The following is a 12,955-nucleotide window of genomic DNA, read 5'->3' on the forward strand; positions in this document are numbered from 1 at the left end:
GCAGAACCGAAGTCGCTACATTTTGAGTGTAGTTTGTTATAATAATCTTAACCCAAAAATCAAATAATAATAACCTGTTTCATAATAGAACTGTTTATTATCTCACTAGATTAGAGTAAAAATAACGACCGTAAAAACAAAAAACATCAAAAATTTTAATAATTTAGGGAAAGCGTTAGGGGGAATTTTTTCGGAACAAATCGGGATGACAGGATTTGAACCTGCGACATCCTGCTCCCAAAGCAGGCGCGCTACCAAGCTGCGCTACATCCCGTTTAAAACCTTATCCATCATAACCCAATTAATATTTTTCTGCAACTTCATTCAACTTAAGTAAATCTAAGAGTCTCTTTTGTTATTATCTCCTTTTCATTTGGGTAATCTTACTCAATAACAGGGTTTTTCAAAAGAATTAAGAGTTATGGATAGTAAACACAAAGATATTATTAATCTATGGCAGAAAACTTTTTTTTTGTATTTTCGTTCAGATTGTCAAGAAAAAGCATTTACTTTATTGGAAATTTTAATTGTTACTGTTATTATTGGCATTTTAGCTGCGATCGCATATCCTAATTTACTCAGACAAATAGATAAAGCACGTTATACAGAAGCTATTTTAGCCATGGATTGTGTAGCTGATGAATTGAGAAGTTATCATTTTGAAAGACAAGTATTTCCGCCCGATGTAAATCGTAATAATAGACCTTCTGGAATTAATTGTTTTCCCATTAGTACTCAAAATAAGATACCTTTTAACTCAATTTATGATTACGACAGTATTAATGCTCCGGGGGGAAGATGTTATATTCAGATAGTGTTTTTCGGAAAAAATCAACAACGTGATAGTGCAACTAATACAATTCTTTTTACTCAAGGAGGACTTTATGATACTTATGATGATGATTTAATTTTGAGTTTAGGAACCTTTGATGTTACTTGTCAATGACATGATTAAATCTTGTAAAATAAAGTTACCGTTAAATAGGTAAAAAGGATTATTTAAAGAAAGATCGCTTATGAAAGTTGCCCCATTACCTGAAAATGAACAAGAGCGAATTAAGGCTTTGATGAGATATGACATCTTGGATACAGAATTTGAACAAACTTATGATGAAATTACTCAGTTAGCCGCCTCTATATGTGGAACTCCGATCGCACTTATGAGTTTGATTGATACTGATCGTCAATGGTTTAAATCTAGTATGGGGATTTCCGGAACAGAAACTCCTCGAGATTTGGCTTTTTGTGCCCATGCTATTCTTGATGATGACATTTTATTAATAGAAGATGCTACTCAAGACGATCGATTTTTTGATAACCCTCTTGTAACGGAAAATCCTCCCCACATTCGTTTTTATGCTGGCGCACCATTAATCACTCCCGATGGTTATGCTTTAGGTACTCTTTGTACTATTGATTCGGAACCTAAAAAATTAACTTCCCAACAATTAAACGCTTTAAAAATTTTAGCGAAACAAATTATCACTCAATTAGAATTGAGAATTGCTTTCAAAAAGTTGCAAAAGTATTCCGAGGAATTGAAAGAATTAAACGCTAGTAAAGATAAATTTTTCTCTATTATTTCTCATGATTTAAAAGCACCCTTTAACACTCTTTTAGGTTTTACGGAAATACTAAAAGATAATGTTAAAACCATGACATTTGAAGAAATAGAAGATTTAGCCAATGATATTCATAGTTCTGGACAACAAAACTTTAAGTTACTAAAAAATCTTTTACAATGGTCGATGCTAGAAACAGGAAAAATGAAATGTCAACCTCAAAGCATTGATATTTATAATCTTGTACAAACTATAGTAGCTATTTTTTTATCTACAGCTAAAGAAAAATCTATTAAGTTAAATATATTCTGTAGTGAATTTTCTCCTAAAGTTTACGGCGATAATAATATGTTAACTTCCACTATTCAAAATTTAATTTCTAATGCCATAAAATTTACCCGTGAAAGGGGAGAAATTGAGATCAAAATCCTTGAACAAAAAAAAGATTTAGTCCAAGTGGATATTACCGATACGGGAGTAGGAATGACATCCAAACAAATAGATCAACTTTTTAAAATCGAATCTTGCAGTAGTCGAGAAGGAACTTGTGGAGAAACGGGTACGGGATTAGGCTTATTATTATGTCAAGAATTTGTAGAGAAAAACGGTGGGAAGATTTGGGTTAACTCAGAAGTTGGTAAAGGTTCAACTTTTAGTTTTACAGTTCCTCGAAGTCACCTGAATGAATTATAAAATTATCGGTGAAGATAGAGAACAGGGAAAAGTAATAATAATTGATTTAAAATATAGTTATAGTCAAATTAATTTTACACACTTATTTATTAAATTTAATTCTTTTTGGTGGGGAAATTTAGATCAACTATTGCTTCTTAAACCCTTATTTTTCAAAGTTTCTTACAGCTCGCTCAGGTGAAGTAACAAATAAATATAACTTAAAATTATTGATCGGGAAGATTCTTAAAAAAATGAGATTATCTACCGTATATTTTCATTAATTGAATTCGCAAATCTAGGAAAATATCACGGCGAATATAAGGATAATCCCCTAACCACAGTTTATGACGAGGTATATAAACATCTGTAATTTGTGCAATACGCATAAAATCTGGATCATTTGATAATAATAACCCTTCCACTGCTTGACCTCGATCGACTACTTTATGAATTCTTTGTCTTGGGGTGGTAATGGTTGCCCGAAATCCGCTTTTATCTCCTATTTCCATATTGAATAGTTTACGACGATTTTCTACAATAATAGCTCTACCTAACTTATCGATCGCCGATTCTTCCTTAACTAATTCTTCTGTCAAGTAAACATCTAAAACTTTACCACGCCAAAAACTAATATAACGATAACGGCGAAATTTGCCGTTGCGAACACTTGCCCAATATATCGGACTCCACAACCAATATAAACCTGCAATCATTCTAAATATTAAAGATAAATTATCTCCTGCTCTACCAAAAAATGATCCCAACAACCAAAAAAATAAAACTCCCACAAGGGAGATAAATAAATTCTTTAAAAGAGTTGCAAAATTTGCCCAATAGTAACTATATTGACTCCCCGTTGCAATGGGAGGAATCAAGTCGTTAATAGCTTCTTGTTTCAGTGGAATCAACATGATAATTAGGAATTAGAAATTAGTAATTAATAATTTAATGATGAGTCAATAAATATTCTGAGTGTTAATTTAGACGATTTCTGAGAATCAATAAACTATTTTGATCCTACCTAGCCCCATGTCGCTTATTAAAGGAAATGCCCTTAAGCAAGAGGATAGAGGGATTTAGTAGCATTGAAATCTAATTTATAAATCAGAGAATTGCTATATTCACCATTACTCAAATTACTAATTCCTAATTAATTTAGTGAACTAAATCGAAGTCTAAAGCATCGATGATGGTTTTATTGTAAATGATACGTCCAGGAGTAGTATGTACATATTGAGCAATTTGTTCACCTTCGGCGGTTTCACGAACTTTATGTCCTTGGTAATATTTCCAAACACTACCATCGCTTAAGGTTTCTTCTTTTTGCAATTCATTGCCACCTTTACCGCTATCTACTTCTCCCTCAAAGCGTACCCAGATATAGGCATGTAAATCGACTAAACCTTGTTCATAGGCGCGTAAAGCATCATCAAGGTTGCCATAATAGGTATCTTTTCCTTTGACTGCGGCAGGATTCTCTGCCGTTAAGTAATAACAACCTAAAACCATATCTTGAGATGGTGCAATAATTGGTTTGCCTGTAGCTGGAGATAAAATGTTATGACAAGCCATCATTAATAATCTTGCTTCCGATTGTGCTTCGATCGAAAGAGGAACATGGACAGCCATTTGATCTCCGTCAAAGTCAGCATTGAAAGGAGGACAAACTAAAGGATGTAATTGAATTGCTCTTCCCTCCACCAGTACAGGTTCAAAAGCCTGAATACCAAGACGGTGGAGAGTAGGCGCACGATTTAAAAGTACTGGGTGTCCTGCAATAACTTCTTCTAAAACCTTCCAAATACTGGGATCTGCTTTTTGGATCATTTTTTTCGCCGCTTTGATATTATTTACAATACCTAAACGAATTAAACGATTGATAACAAAAGGTTGGAAAAGCTCGATCGCCATTTCTCTAGGTAATCCACATTGATATATCTGAAGATTAGGGCCTACTACAATTACCGATCGTCCAGAGTAATCAACCCGTTTACCCAGTAAGTTTTGACGGAAACGTCCTTGTTTACCTTCAATAATATCAGAAAGGGATTTGAGAGGGCGACTATTACCACCAACGACAGTTCTCCCACGCCTGCCATTATCAATTAAAGCGTCAACGGCTTCCTGTAACATTCGTTTTTCGTTACGGATAATGATTTCAGGAGCGAGAATTTCTTGTAAACGATTTAAACGGTTATTTCTATTAATAACACGACGGTATAAATCATTTAAGTCAGAAGTAGCAAAACGTCCACCATCTAACTGCACCATCGGGCGCAAATCAGGCGGAATGACAGGAATAACACTTAATACCATCCATTCCGGTTTAGATCCTGTAGCAATAAAATTATCAATTAAGCGTAATCTTTTGATTAATTTCGCTCTTTTTTGCCCTTTACTACCATTAATTTCTTCTCTTAATTTTTCTGCTTCCTCTTCAAGCTGTATTTCTTGTAAAAGACGTTCAACTGCTTCTGCACCGATACCAACTTCAATCCCTTCTAACTCTGAATCTTCTGCATAAATTTGTTCTTCAATTTCCATCCATTGATCTTCAGATAGTAATTGACGATAGCTCAAGTTAGTAGCATTACCTGGATCAAGAACTACATGAGAGTTAAAATAAACTACTTGCTCTACATCCCGCAAAGGCATATCTAACAAAATACTGAGATAGCTAGGAATACCTTTTAAATACCAAACATGGGTGACAGGGGCGGCTAATTTAATATAACCCATACGATGACGACGAACTCTTGATTCGGTTACTTCTACACCGCAACGCTCACATACGATACCTCTGTGACGTACTCTTTTGTATTTTCCACACCAACATTCCCAATCCTTAGAAGGACCAAAAATTTTCTCACAAAATAACCCGTCCATTTCTGGCTTTTGGGTACGATAGTTAATAGTTTCTGGAGTGGTTACTTCTCCTACCACAATGCCATTAGGTAGTGTTCTTTGTCCCCATTCTCGAATACGATCGGGGGATGCAATGCCAATTTTAACGTAGTCGAACTGTCTCTCTTGTTGATGATTCATGCGATTTCCGAGCTTACTCAACCCTTTAATTATATTCCGTTAGCTTATAATTTAATATGCAATTCAATTATTAGTCACGGAGATCCATAATATCATTTTTCCTACAAAAAATCTCTAAAGCTCTTAAGAGGACTTTGTTACTTAAATGAAAAAACGATCGTAATTCAGACAAAATATGAATCCTTGAGGGTTTTGTTAGCTATAAGAAAATAGTTTTCGTTGTTTTAACATAATAAACCCTAATAAAATTCACATAGCTTTTTGTCGGTAGAAACAATACAGGATAACACAGAGAAGGATTTATTTATTTTCCATCAAATTATATGTAACTTCTTGCGTGGTGTCATTATCTGTATTAACAACCTATCAATTGGACAATTAGAATCGTTAGGAAAAAGTATCTTAAATTTTCAATGTTTCGAGGATGTGATCACTTAGTTAAATAATCTTAATTAAAAGAATTATGTTAATAAGATAAGATTCTTTATAGAAACGATAGATTCAAAGAATTAACTCATCTTAATTTTCTCCTGCTGAAATCATTTTAGGATGAGTCAATAATTAAAATATGGTCAAACTGAAAATTTATTATACCAAACCATCAATTACCGAGTTAGAAGTTGAATATGCTGCGGATGCCTCTAGAAACGGTTGGAACGATCGCTGTTACGAATATATCAATCGCTTTGAGGAGGCTTTCAAACAACATTTAGGAGTTAAATATGCGATTGCCACTTCTAGTTGTACAGGGGCTTTACACATGGGAATGGGGGTAAAGTTGTTATGAAAAAAATTGTTATTTCTCAACCAATGTTTTTTCCCTGGGTGGGATTATTTGAACAGATTAAATTAGCTGATACTTACATTCATTATGATGATGTTCAATTACCTTTAGGTAGAAGTTTTATAACTAGGGTACAAGTAAAAACTTATGATGGAATAAAATGGCTATCAGTTCCCATTAAAAGGAATGGAAAACAACTAATAAATAATGTTGTTATTGATAGTAGTCAAGATTGGCGTAAAAAACATTTGAATATATTAAAACATAATTATTCAAAAACTCCTTTTTTTAAAGAAATGTTTGATCTTGTTAATAATATTTATAAATTAGATATTGACAATTTATCTGTATTGAATATCCTAACAATAGAAAAAATAGCTAACTATTTTGATATTGATACTCAGTTTCAACAATCATCTTATTTACAGATAGAAGCTCAAAGTTCAATGAAATTACTAGAAATCGTCAAAAATTTTAATGGCGATATTTATATTACTGGTCATGGAGCTAGTAATTATTTAGATCATCAATTATTTGAAAAAGAGGGGATTAGAGTTGAATATATGAATTATCAAAAATTGCATTACGATCAATTGTATGGAAACTTTACACCTTATGTTTCAGTGTTAGACTTAATTGCTAATCTCGGTAAGGAAGGAATAAAATACATTAATTCATCAACACTATATTGGAAAGATTTTATGAATAGTCAAAAAGATATTAAGCAGGAGGAATAATGAGACGAGATTTTAATATGGAATCTTCAGAATATACTCAACCAAATGCAGCCACCCACTTAGAAAATGATCTTATATTGCACTGGTATCCCAAGAGAATCTGCACTCGTTTTGGTTGGGCTGAATCACTTTTAGAACTTGGACTAGGTCATGGTTTTACAGCCGAACTATTTGCTAAGTCTTGTTCAAGACACGTCATTGTCGATGGTGCCTCCGCAGTTATTGATCAATTTAAAGGGAATCATCCCACTTTTCAGGGTGAAATTGTATTAAGTTACTTTGAAACATATACTCCAGAAGAGCCTTTCGACGTTATAATAATGGGTTTTGTCCTTGAACACGTAGATGATCCAGATTTGATTTTAGTTCGATATCGTGAATTTCTAAAGCCCGGTGGCAAGATTTATATAGCTGTACCCAATGCTAAGTCACTCAATCGTAGGCTCGGTCTTGAATTGGGACTTATTGATGATATTTATTCTCTCAATGATAATGATATAGCCCTTGGCCACAAGAGACAATTCTGTCGAGATACCTTGCACACCAGACTAAAAAAAAATGGCTATCATGTCACTTATGAAGAAGGAATTTATCTCAAACCTCTTCCTCTTGCTGTGTTAAAAACTTTACCTGATTTTCAAGCGAATCTTGATGCTATGTTGAAAGTAGGGATCAACTTTCCTGATCTTTGCGTTGGTTTACTGATGGAGATTATTCCTGAATGAAAACAGTTGCCATTGTCGGTGCCAATTCTATGCTAGGCAAAACGCTTGCTGTACAATTAGGGCAACAAGGTATCACTGTTATCAGTGTGGGAAGGTCTAAAAACAATGATATTATATTAGACCTTGTAAAACCTTTCCATTATAGTATTTGTGCTAATTATAAAGCCGATGTTATTTTTCATTGTGCTTCAGCATTTGGTGATGATACTTTTGAAGGCACACAAACAAATTTTCTCACTAACACAATTGGTTCATTAAATGTACTTAAGTTAATGCAACAACTGGAATGTGTTCACGTGGTCTATGCCGGTTCAATGTCATCTTATCCCAGATTAGAGGCTACCAACTTATTGAGTTCTTATGGGTTATCAAAAGCCCAAGCAGAACAAATCTTAGAATGGGGCATGAAGCGAAAAGAGGGATTATTTTGTAGTCTTCGCTTTTCCCAGCTATATGATACTGAAGGTCTATGTTGCCATCATCAGCCTTGGTTTGGCCGCATTATTGCTTATGCCTCTCGTGGGCTAGATTTACATCTTCCCGCATCTAAAGGCAAACGTAATTTTCTCCATGTCAGTGAAGCCGCTTGTTTGATGATTTTATCAGCAAAAGCTCATATTACAGGGTGTTGGCCCGTTTGCCATTATGAATCATTAGACACCACCGAGATGGCTGAGTTAGCTTATCGTGAATTTGGTTGTGGTGGTCAGATTATAATTGATATGAAGAAGAAACCGTTTCGTGCTATATTCTTCCCTGAAGACCTTTCTATTTTTGAGCGATTACAGCATAAACTATCCATTAGTATGGCTCAGGGTATAGCGATGATTCATCAGTCAGGGTTTGCTGAAAATTTTGGTCCTCTCGATGTTCTCTAAAAGTTATGGAAAATCAAAAAACCAGATGATTACTGTGCTAGTGACTGGTATTGGTGCCATTATCGGTCAAGGAATTATTAAAAGCCTTCGTTGTTCAAGATATCCTGTGAGAATTGTTGGCGTTGATAGAAGTGATCGATCCCCTGGTCCTTATCTTTGCGATGTTTTCTTGAGAAAACCATTTTGTAATGAAAGTAACCCTGATTATTTATCTTTTTGGAAGTCAATACTGGAGACTGAGAAGATAGATCTAATTATTCCGGGACTAGGAGTAGATATTATTTTCCTTTTACAAAATCGTCAATTATTTGAGAAATTCACTGTACCTATAGTTTTGAACAATCCAGATTTAATTACCTTGTCATTAGATAAATGGTTATTAGGAGAGAAACTACAACAAAATGGATTTTCCCGAATCCCCTCAGCCATTATGCCAAGTAGTTGGAAGTGTGCCATTAAACTTCTGGGATCACCGCCTCTACTTCTCAAACCATGTCAAGGCGAAGGATCTCGTGGAATTGTTCGTCTTTATGACGAAACCGACTTTCTCTATTGGCAAAAAAAGACAGTAGGTCGTTGGATGTTGCAAAAGATCGTCGGTTCAGACGAGGACGAATATACCGTTGGTGTTTTTGGGCTAGGTGATGGTAAATCACTTGATCCGATTATATTTCGACGTAAATTATCGGGTGCAGGAAATACCTTAGAAGCAGAAGTAATTCATGATGAATTAATCGAAAAAAATACTTTTCTTCTAACAAAATTATTTCAGCCACTGGGAGCAACCAATTATCAATTCCGTAAAGAAGGTGAGATTGCTTATTTGTTGGAAATTAATCCACGTTTTTCCAGTAGTAATTCTCTACGTACTGCATTTGGCTATAATGAAGCAGAAATGTCAATAGACTACTTTCTGTTTGGAAAACAACCAATAGCGACGAATCTCCGTCAAGGAATTGCTTGGCGGTTCAGTGAGGATTTTGTAATTTATGATCGCAATTCTGTCTGATATTCACGGAAATTTACCGGCTCTTGAGGCTGTTCTTAAGGATGCAATTGCTCAAGGTTGTAATAGGTTTGTTTCACTTGGTGATGTGGTAGGTTACTATGCACAACCGGGTGAATGCATTGATCTATTGCGGCAATATAATACCATAAATATTATGGGAAACCATGATAGTTATCTCGTATTTGATACAAACTGCGAAAGATCTAAGTTAGTTGCCAGTATTATTGATTATCACAAAAAAATCATCAGTAAAAAACAATTAGATTGGCTCAAGCGATCATTAATTTCATACCAAGAAAATACATATCTTTTTATACATGGCGGTCCAAAAAACTATCAAGATCAATATCTCTATTCTATTTCTAGAGAAACCATACCAATTGATGTAGATTACCTTTTCTCCGGTCATACCCATGTCCAAACTCTTGTCAAATTTGGACAAAAAATTTATTGTAATCCTGGATCTATAGGACAGCCCCGTGATGGTGATTACCGAGCAGGATATGCTACATTGGACGGGAGTGATATTTATTTACATCGTGTAGCTTATGATATTGACAAAACCGCTATTGCGATGAAAAAAGCTGGTTTTGATGAATTTTGTTACGAAAATTTATACAATGGCTCGCAGATTGGTGGTCGTATTGATAAGGTAGAAATTATTTCTAAAGGGGAAAATAAGGATGAATCCAATTATTAAATTTCAGAAAGAAGTTACAAAAAATATTCAGCGACTGGGTGAGGCTACAGAACTGCCAAAAGATTCCTTAGATTGGATGGTGAAAGTAGGAGTTATTGGTTCTTATTGTTATAACTTCAAATGGCTTGATCGCCCGATAATCCAGTATCCTCAAGACATTATAGCTATTCAAGAGTTAATATGGAAAATCAAACCAGATTTGATCATAGAAACTGGTATTGCCCATGGAGGCTCTCTAATTTTTAGTGCCTCTATGCTTGCACTACTAGATGTGTGTGATGCAATTGAACAAGGGCATACTTTAAATCCAAAAGTTTCTCAACGTCGTGTTTTAGGTATAGACATTGATATCCGAAGTCATAATCGTACTGTTATTGAATCTCATCCCATGTTCTCTCGCATCCAGATGCTTGAAGGCTCTAGCATTGATCCCTCGATAGTGGAAGAAGTGTATGGGATAGCTGACAATTATCAGCGTATTCTCATCTGTTTGGATAGTAATCACACTCATGATCATGTTTTAGCAGAATTAGAAGCCTATGCATCTTTAACTTCTGTGGGAAGCTATTGCGTAGTTTTTGACACCATTATTGAAGATATGCCTGAAGAATTTTTTGGCGATCGCCCTTGGGGAAAAGGGAATAATCCTAAAACTGCCGTTTGGGAATTTTTGAAAACTCATCCAGAATTTGAAATAGACAAAGACATAGAGGCTAAACTATTAATAACAGTTGCACCAGATGGTTATTTAAAGCGTGTAAAATAGTTAAGTCATAAATGTGATTAAAAACTTTGAATAGCAAGGGGGAAATGCTTTTAATGTAGAAATAGTTGATTATCACTGAGGTTTTACTATGATTGTTCTAAAACTATGACAAAAGTATCTTTATATGAATAAAAAAACTTTAACTGTAATTCTGCATAAAGAAGATAAGATGTATATTGCCGAATGTGTGGAAGTTGGCACAGTAGATCAGGGAGAAACCATTGAAGAAGCGATCGAAAATTTGAGGGAGGCAACTAGATTATATTTAGAAGAATGCCCATCTTTGGAAACTCAACCTAGATTAGTAACAACCATGGAGGTAACTTACGGAGAGTTGAGTTATGCCTAAATTACCCATCATTTCGGGGAAAAAAGCAGTTCAAACTTTAGAAAAAATGGGCTTTGTTCAATCTAGGCAAACAGGTAGTCATGTGGTATTAAAAAAGTTAACTTCGGAAGGGGACATTGTTTGTGTTGTACCACTTCACCGAGAATTAAGAATAGGAACTTTAAGCGGTATCATTAAACAAGCACAAATTACAGCAAATGATTTTATTCGCCATCTATAAATAAAAAAAGCGATCGTCCTTGGGGGAAAGGGAATAATCCGAAAACTGCCGTTTGGGAATTTTTGAAAACCTGTGATCGAGTTGAAATTGATAAAGAAATGGAGGCAAAATTATTAATAACAGTTGCACCAGACGGTTATTTAAAGTGTATTAAATAACCAGATTTAGAAATAATATATAGCAATTCTCGTTATCATGAGGTACAAAAATTATCAGTATCGGGGAATAGGGAATAGGCAATGGTAAATTGGATAAAAAAACTGTACCTCATACTTTTAAGAAACGCTATAAGAAAAGATAAAGATTAAAGCTATTGATTATTTTTAATCATAAAAATCAAAATATTTTAGTAAAAGTATATGGATAGAATACCCGTTGCAGGACCTTGGATTACTCAAAAAGAAATTGATTACGTTACTGATGCTGTAACAAATGCTTGGTATAGCAACGCTAATATTTATACTCAAAAATTTGAACAGAGTTTTGCCGAATATTTAGGGGTAAAATATGCTGTTTCTTTACCTTCTTGTACATCCGCAATCCATTTATCATTATTAGCTTTAGGAATTGGTGAAGGAGATGAAGTAATAGTACCTGATGTAACTTGGATAGCCAGTGCCGCCCCTATCAACTATGTGGGTGCAACTCCTATTTTTGCTGATATAGATCCTAAAACGTGGTGTTTATCCGCCGAATCCTTTGAAAGTTGTATCACTCGAAAAACTAAAGCTGTTATACCCGTTGACTTATACGGTGGAATGTGTGATTGGGATGGGATTCTTAATATAGCCCAAAAATATAATATAGCGGTAATTGAAGATTCCGCAGAAGCGATCGGTTCAGAATATCAAGGCAAAAAAGCAGGTAGTTTTGGTCATACAGGAGTATTCAGTTTTCACGGCTCCAAAACCCTAACCACAGGTGAAGGGGGAATGTTAGTTACCAACATAGAAGACATTTATGAAAGAGTATTATTTTTAAGGGATCATGGTCGTTCCCCCGGTGATAGGATGTTTTATAATACTGAAGTAGCTTACAAATATAAAATGTCTAGCTTACAATCAGCCTTAGGATTAGCACAATTAGAACGCATCGAGGAGTTAATCGATCGCAAAAGAGAGATTTTCAGTTGGTATCAAAAAGAATTAGCTCATTTAGATAGCCTAACCTTAAATTACGAACCTCCCAACACCAAAAATACTTATTGGATGGTAACAGCTATTTTAGACGAAAAATTAGGATTCACTAAACAATACATAATTGAAAAAATGAGAGAATATAACATTGATTGTCGTCCATTTTTTCATCCCTTAACTTCATTACCAGCTTATGAAAATTTGTCTCAAGTTATTTCAAAAAAAAATCAAAATGTAGTTAGTTATAAAATTAGTCCTTATGGCCTGAATTTACCTTCAGCATTAAATCTTACGGAAGAACAGGTTAAATATGTTTGTAATTATTTAAAACTTATCATCCCATAGTTATTAAAACAACAGTATTTTTTT

At 34.5% G+C, this 12,955-nt stretch carries 15 protein-coding genes and 1 tRNA gene; 13 read left to right on the forward strand and 3 right to left on the reverse strand.

The genetic code is table 11. From position 1 onward, the window contains the following. Nucleotides 1-200 precede the first annotated feature (200 nt). Nucleotides 201-274: transfer RNA gene (locus GM3709_RS11580), tRNA-Pro, on the reverse strand. Nucleotides 275-421: 147 nt separating this feature from the next. On the opposite strand from GM3709_RS11580, the gene GM3709_RS11585 reads away from it, so the two are divergent. After that, nucleotides 422-946: a type IV pilin protein gene (locus GM3709_RS11585; protein ID WP_066119505.1), complete on the forward strand. Its 525-nt coding sequence runs from the start codon at nucleotides 422-424 to the stop codon at nucleotides 944-946. A gap of 70 nt (nucleotides 947-1,016) precedes the next feature. Beyond that, complete coding sequence (locus tag GM3709_RS11590; protein ID WP_066119507.1) at nucleotides 1,017-2,255, forward strand: GAF domain-containing sensor histidine kinase; 1,239 nt, start codon at nucleotides 1,017-1,019, stop codon at nucleotides 2,253-2,255. Nucleotides 2,256-2,494: 239 nt separating this feature from the next. Here the strand turns inward: GM3709_RS11590 and GM3709_RS11600 are convergent, their stop codons facing one another. Together GM3709_RS11600 and GM3709_RS11605 are read right to left on the reverse strand one after the other, a co-directional pair. After that, nucleotides 2,495-3,148, reverse strand: a complete 654-nt coding sequence (locus GM3709_RS11600; RefSeq protein ID WP_066119511.1) for a phosphate ABC transporter permease — start codon at nucleotides 3,146-3,148, stop codon at nucleotides 2,495-2,497. Nucleotides 3,149-3,392: 244 nt separating this feature from the next. Beyond that, nucleotides 3,393-5,282 (reverse strand): DNA-directed RNA polymerase subunit gamma, encoded by a 1,890-nt coding sequence (locus GM3709_RS11605; RefSeq protein WP_066119513.1) that lies wholly within the window; start codon nucleotides 5,280-5,282, stop codon nucleotides 3,393-3,395. Nucleotides 5,283-5,850: 568 nt separating this feature from the next. Here GM3709_RS11605 and GM3709_RS11610 point away from each other — a divergent pair. From GM3709_RS11610 to GM3709_RS11655, 11 genes are all read left to right on the forward strand, one after another. Then, on the forward strand, nucleotides 5,851-6,069 hold the full coding sequence (locus GM3709_RS11610; protein ID WP_066119515.1) for a DegT/DnrJ/EryC1/StrS family aminotransferase: 219 nt from the start codon (nucleotides 5,851-5,853) through the stop codon (nucleotides 6,067-6,069). Next, on the forward strand, nucleotides 6,066-6,803 hold the full coding sequence (locus GM3709_RS11615; protein WP_066119517.1) for a WbqC family protein: 738 nt from the start codon (nucleotides 6,066-6,068) through the stop codon (nucleotides 6,801-6,803). The genes GM3709_RS11610 and GM3709_RS11615 overlap by 4 nt, the downstream gene beginning before the upstream one ends. A 17-nt stretch (nucleotides 6,804-6,820) precedes the next feature. Then, nucleotides 6,821-7,528 carry a bifunctional 2-polyprenyl-6-hydroxyphenol methylase/3-demethylubiquinol 3-O-methyltransferase UbiG gene (locus tag GM3709_RS11620; protein ID WP_071828107.1) on the forward strand — a complete coding sequence of 236 codons (708 nt, stop codon included), beginning with the start codon at nucleotides 6,821-6,823 and terminating at the stop codon, nucleotides 7,526-7,528. Beyond that, nucleotides 7,525-8,406 carry an NAD(P)-dependent oxidoreductase gene (locus tag GM3709_RS11625; protein ID WP_066119523.1) on the forward strand — a complete coding sequence of 294 codons (882 nt, stop codon included), beginning with the start codon at nucleotides 7,525-7,527 and terminating at the stop codon, nucleotides 8,404-8,406. Before GM3709_RS11620 ends, GM3709_RS11625 begins: the two co-directional genes overlap by 4 nt. A gap of 25 nt (nucleotides 8,407-8,431) precedes the next feature. Next, a complete protein-coding gene (locus tag GM3709_RS11630) occupies nucleotides 8,432-9,415 on the forward strand; it encodes an ATP-grasp domain-containing protein (protein WP_071828108.1) in 984 nt (327 codons plus the stop codon). Then, nucleotides 9,396-10,115 carry a metallophosphoesterase gene (locus GM3709_RS11635; protein WP_066119527.1) on the forward strand — a complete coding sequence of 240 codons (720 nt, stop codon included), beginning with the start codon at nucleotides 9,396-9,398 and terminating at the stop codon, nucleotides 10,113-10,115. The genes GM3709_RS11630 and GM3709_RS11635 overlap by 20 nt, the downstream gene beginning before the upstream one ends. Further along, the gene (locus GM3709_RS11640) at nucleotides 10,099-10,881 is read left to right on the forward strand and encodes a cephalosporin hydroxylase family protein (protein WP_066119529.1); all 783 of its coding nucleotides are present in this window, start codon (nucleotides 10,099-10,101) and stop codon (nucleotides 10,879-10,881) included. The genes GM3709_RS11635 and GM3709_RS11640 overlap by 17 nt, the downstream gene beginning before the upstream one ends. A 124-nt stretch (nucleotides 10,882-11,005) precedes the next feature. Beyond that, nucleotides 11,006-11,230, forward strand: coding sequence for a type II toxin-antitoxin system HicB family antitoxin (locus GM3709_RS11645; protein ID WP_066119531.1), 225 nt, complete (start codon nucleotides 11,006-11,008; stop codon nucleotides 11,228-11,230). Next, on the forward strand, nucleotides 11,223-11,450 hold the full coding sequence (locus tag GM3709_RS11650) for a type II toxin-antitoxin system HicA family toxin (protein WP_066119533.1): 228 nt from the start codon (nucleotides 11,223-11,225) through the stop codon (nucleotides 11,448-11,450). Before GM3709_RS11645 ends, GM3709_RS11650 begins: the two co-directional genes overlap by 8 nt. After that, a complete protein-coding gene (locus tag GM3709_RS21880) occupies nucleotides 11,447-11,608 on the forward strand; it encodes a CmcI family methyltransferase (RefSeq protein ID WP_197671900.1) in 162 nt (53 codons plus the stop codon). The genes GM3709_RS11650 and GM3709_RS21880 overlap by 4 nt, the downstream gene beginning before the upstream one ends. 201 nt (nucleotides 11,609-11,809) lie before the next feature. Further along, entirely contained in the window at nucleotides 11,810-12,931 is a 1,122-nt protein-coding gene (locus GM3709_RS11655) for a DegT/DnrJ/EryC1/StrS aminotransferase family protein (protein ID WP_066119535.1), read from the forward strand. Nucleotides 12,932-12,955 lie beyond the last annotated feature (24 nt).

The organism is Geminocystis sp. NIES-3709 (assembly GCF_001548115.1).
In the GTDB taxonomy this organism is placed as follows: domain Bacteria; phylum Cyanobacteriota; class Cyanobacteriia; order Cyanobacteriales; family Cyanobacteriaceae; genus Geminocystis.

What these genes read in the sequence shown, in the direction of transcription:
- GM3709_RS11640 (WP_066119529.1), top strand. Translation starts at nt 10,099, where the DNA reads ATGAATCCAATTATTAAATTTCAGAAAGAAGTTACAAAAAATATTCAG.
- GM3709_RS11625 (WP_066119523.1), top strand. Translation starts at nt 7,525, where the DNA reads ATGAAAACAGTTGCCATTGTCGGTGCCAATTCTATGCTAGGCAAAACG.
- GM3709_RS11630 (WP_071828108.1), top strand. Translation starts at nt 8,432, where the DNA reads ATGATTACTGTGCTAGTGACTGGTATTGGTGCCATTATCGGTCAAGGA.
- GM3709_RS11585 (WP_066119505.1), top strand. Translation starts at nt 422, where the DNA reads ATGGATAGTAAACACAAAGATATTATTAATCTATGGCAGAAAACTTTT.
- GM3709_RS11610 (WP_066119515.1), top strand. Translation starts at nt 5,851, where the DNA reads ATGGTCAAACTGAAAATTTATTATACCAAACCATCAATTACCGAGTTA.
- GM3709_RS11620 (WP_071828107.1), top strand. Translation starts at nt 6,821, where the DNA reads ATGGAATCTTCAGAATATACTCAACCAAATGCAGCCACCCACTTAGAA.
- GM3709_RS11650 (WP_066119533.1), top strand. Translation starts at nt 11,223, where the DNA reads ATGCCTAAATTACCCATCATTTCGGGGAAAAAAGCAGTTCAAACTTTA.
- GM3709_RS11645 (WP_066119531.1), top strand. Translation starts at nt 11,006, where the DNA reads ATGAATAAAAAAACTTTAACTGTAATTCTGCATAAAGAAGATAAGATG.
- GM3709_RS11655 (WP_066119535.1), top strand. Translation starts at nt 11,810, where the DNA reads ATGGATAGAATACCCGTTGCAGGACCTTGGATTACTCAAAAAGAAATT.
- GM3709_RS11615 (WP_066119517.1), top strand. Translation starts at nt 6,066, where the DNA reads ATGAAAAAAATTGTTATTTCTCAACCAATGTTTTTTCCCTGGGTGGGA.
- GM3709_RS11590 (WP_066119507.1), top strand. Translation starts at nt 1,017, where the DNA reads ATGAAAGTTGCCCCATTACCTGAAAATGAACAAGAGCGAATTAAGGCT.
- GM3709_RS11605 (WP_066119513.1), bottom strand. Translation starts at nt 5,282, where the DNA reads ATGAATCATCAACAAGAGAGACAGTTCGACTACGTTAAAATTGGCATT.
- GM3709_RS11600 (WP_066119511.1), bottom strand. Translation starts at nt 3,148, where the DNA reads ATGTTGATTCCACTGAAACAAGAAGCTATTAACGACTTGATTCCTCCC.
- GM3709_RS11635 (WP_066119527.1), top strand. Translation starts at nt 9,396, where the DNA reads ATGATCGCAATTCTGTCTGATATTCACGGAAATTTACCGGCTCTTGAG.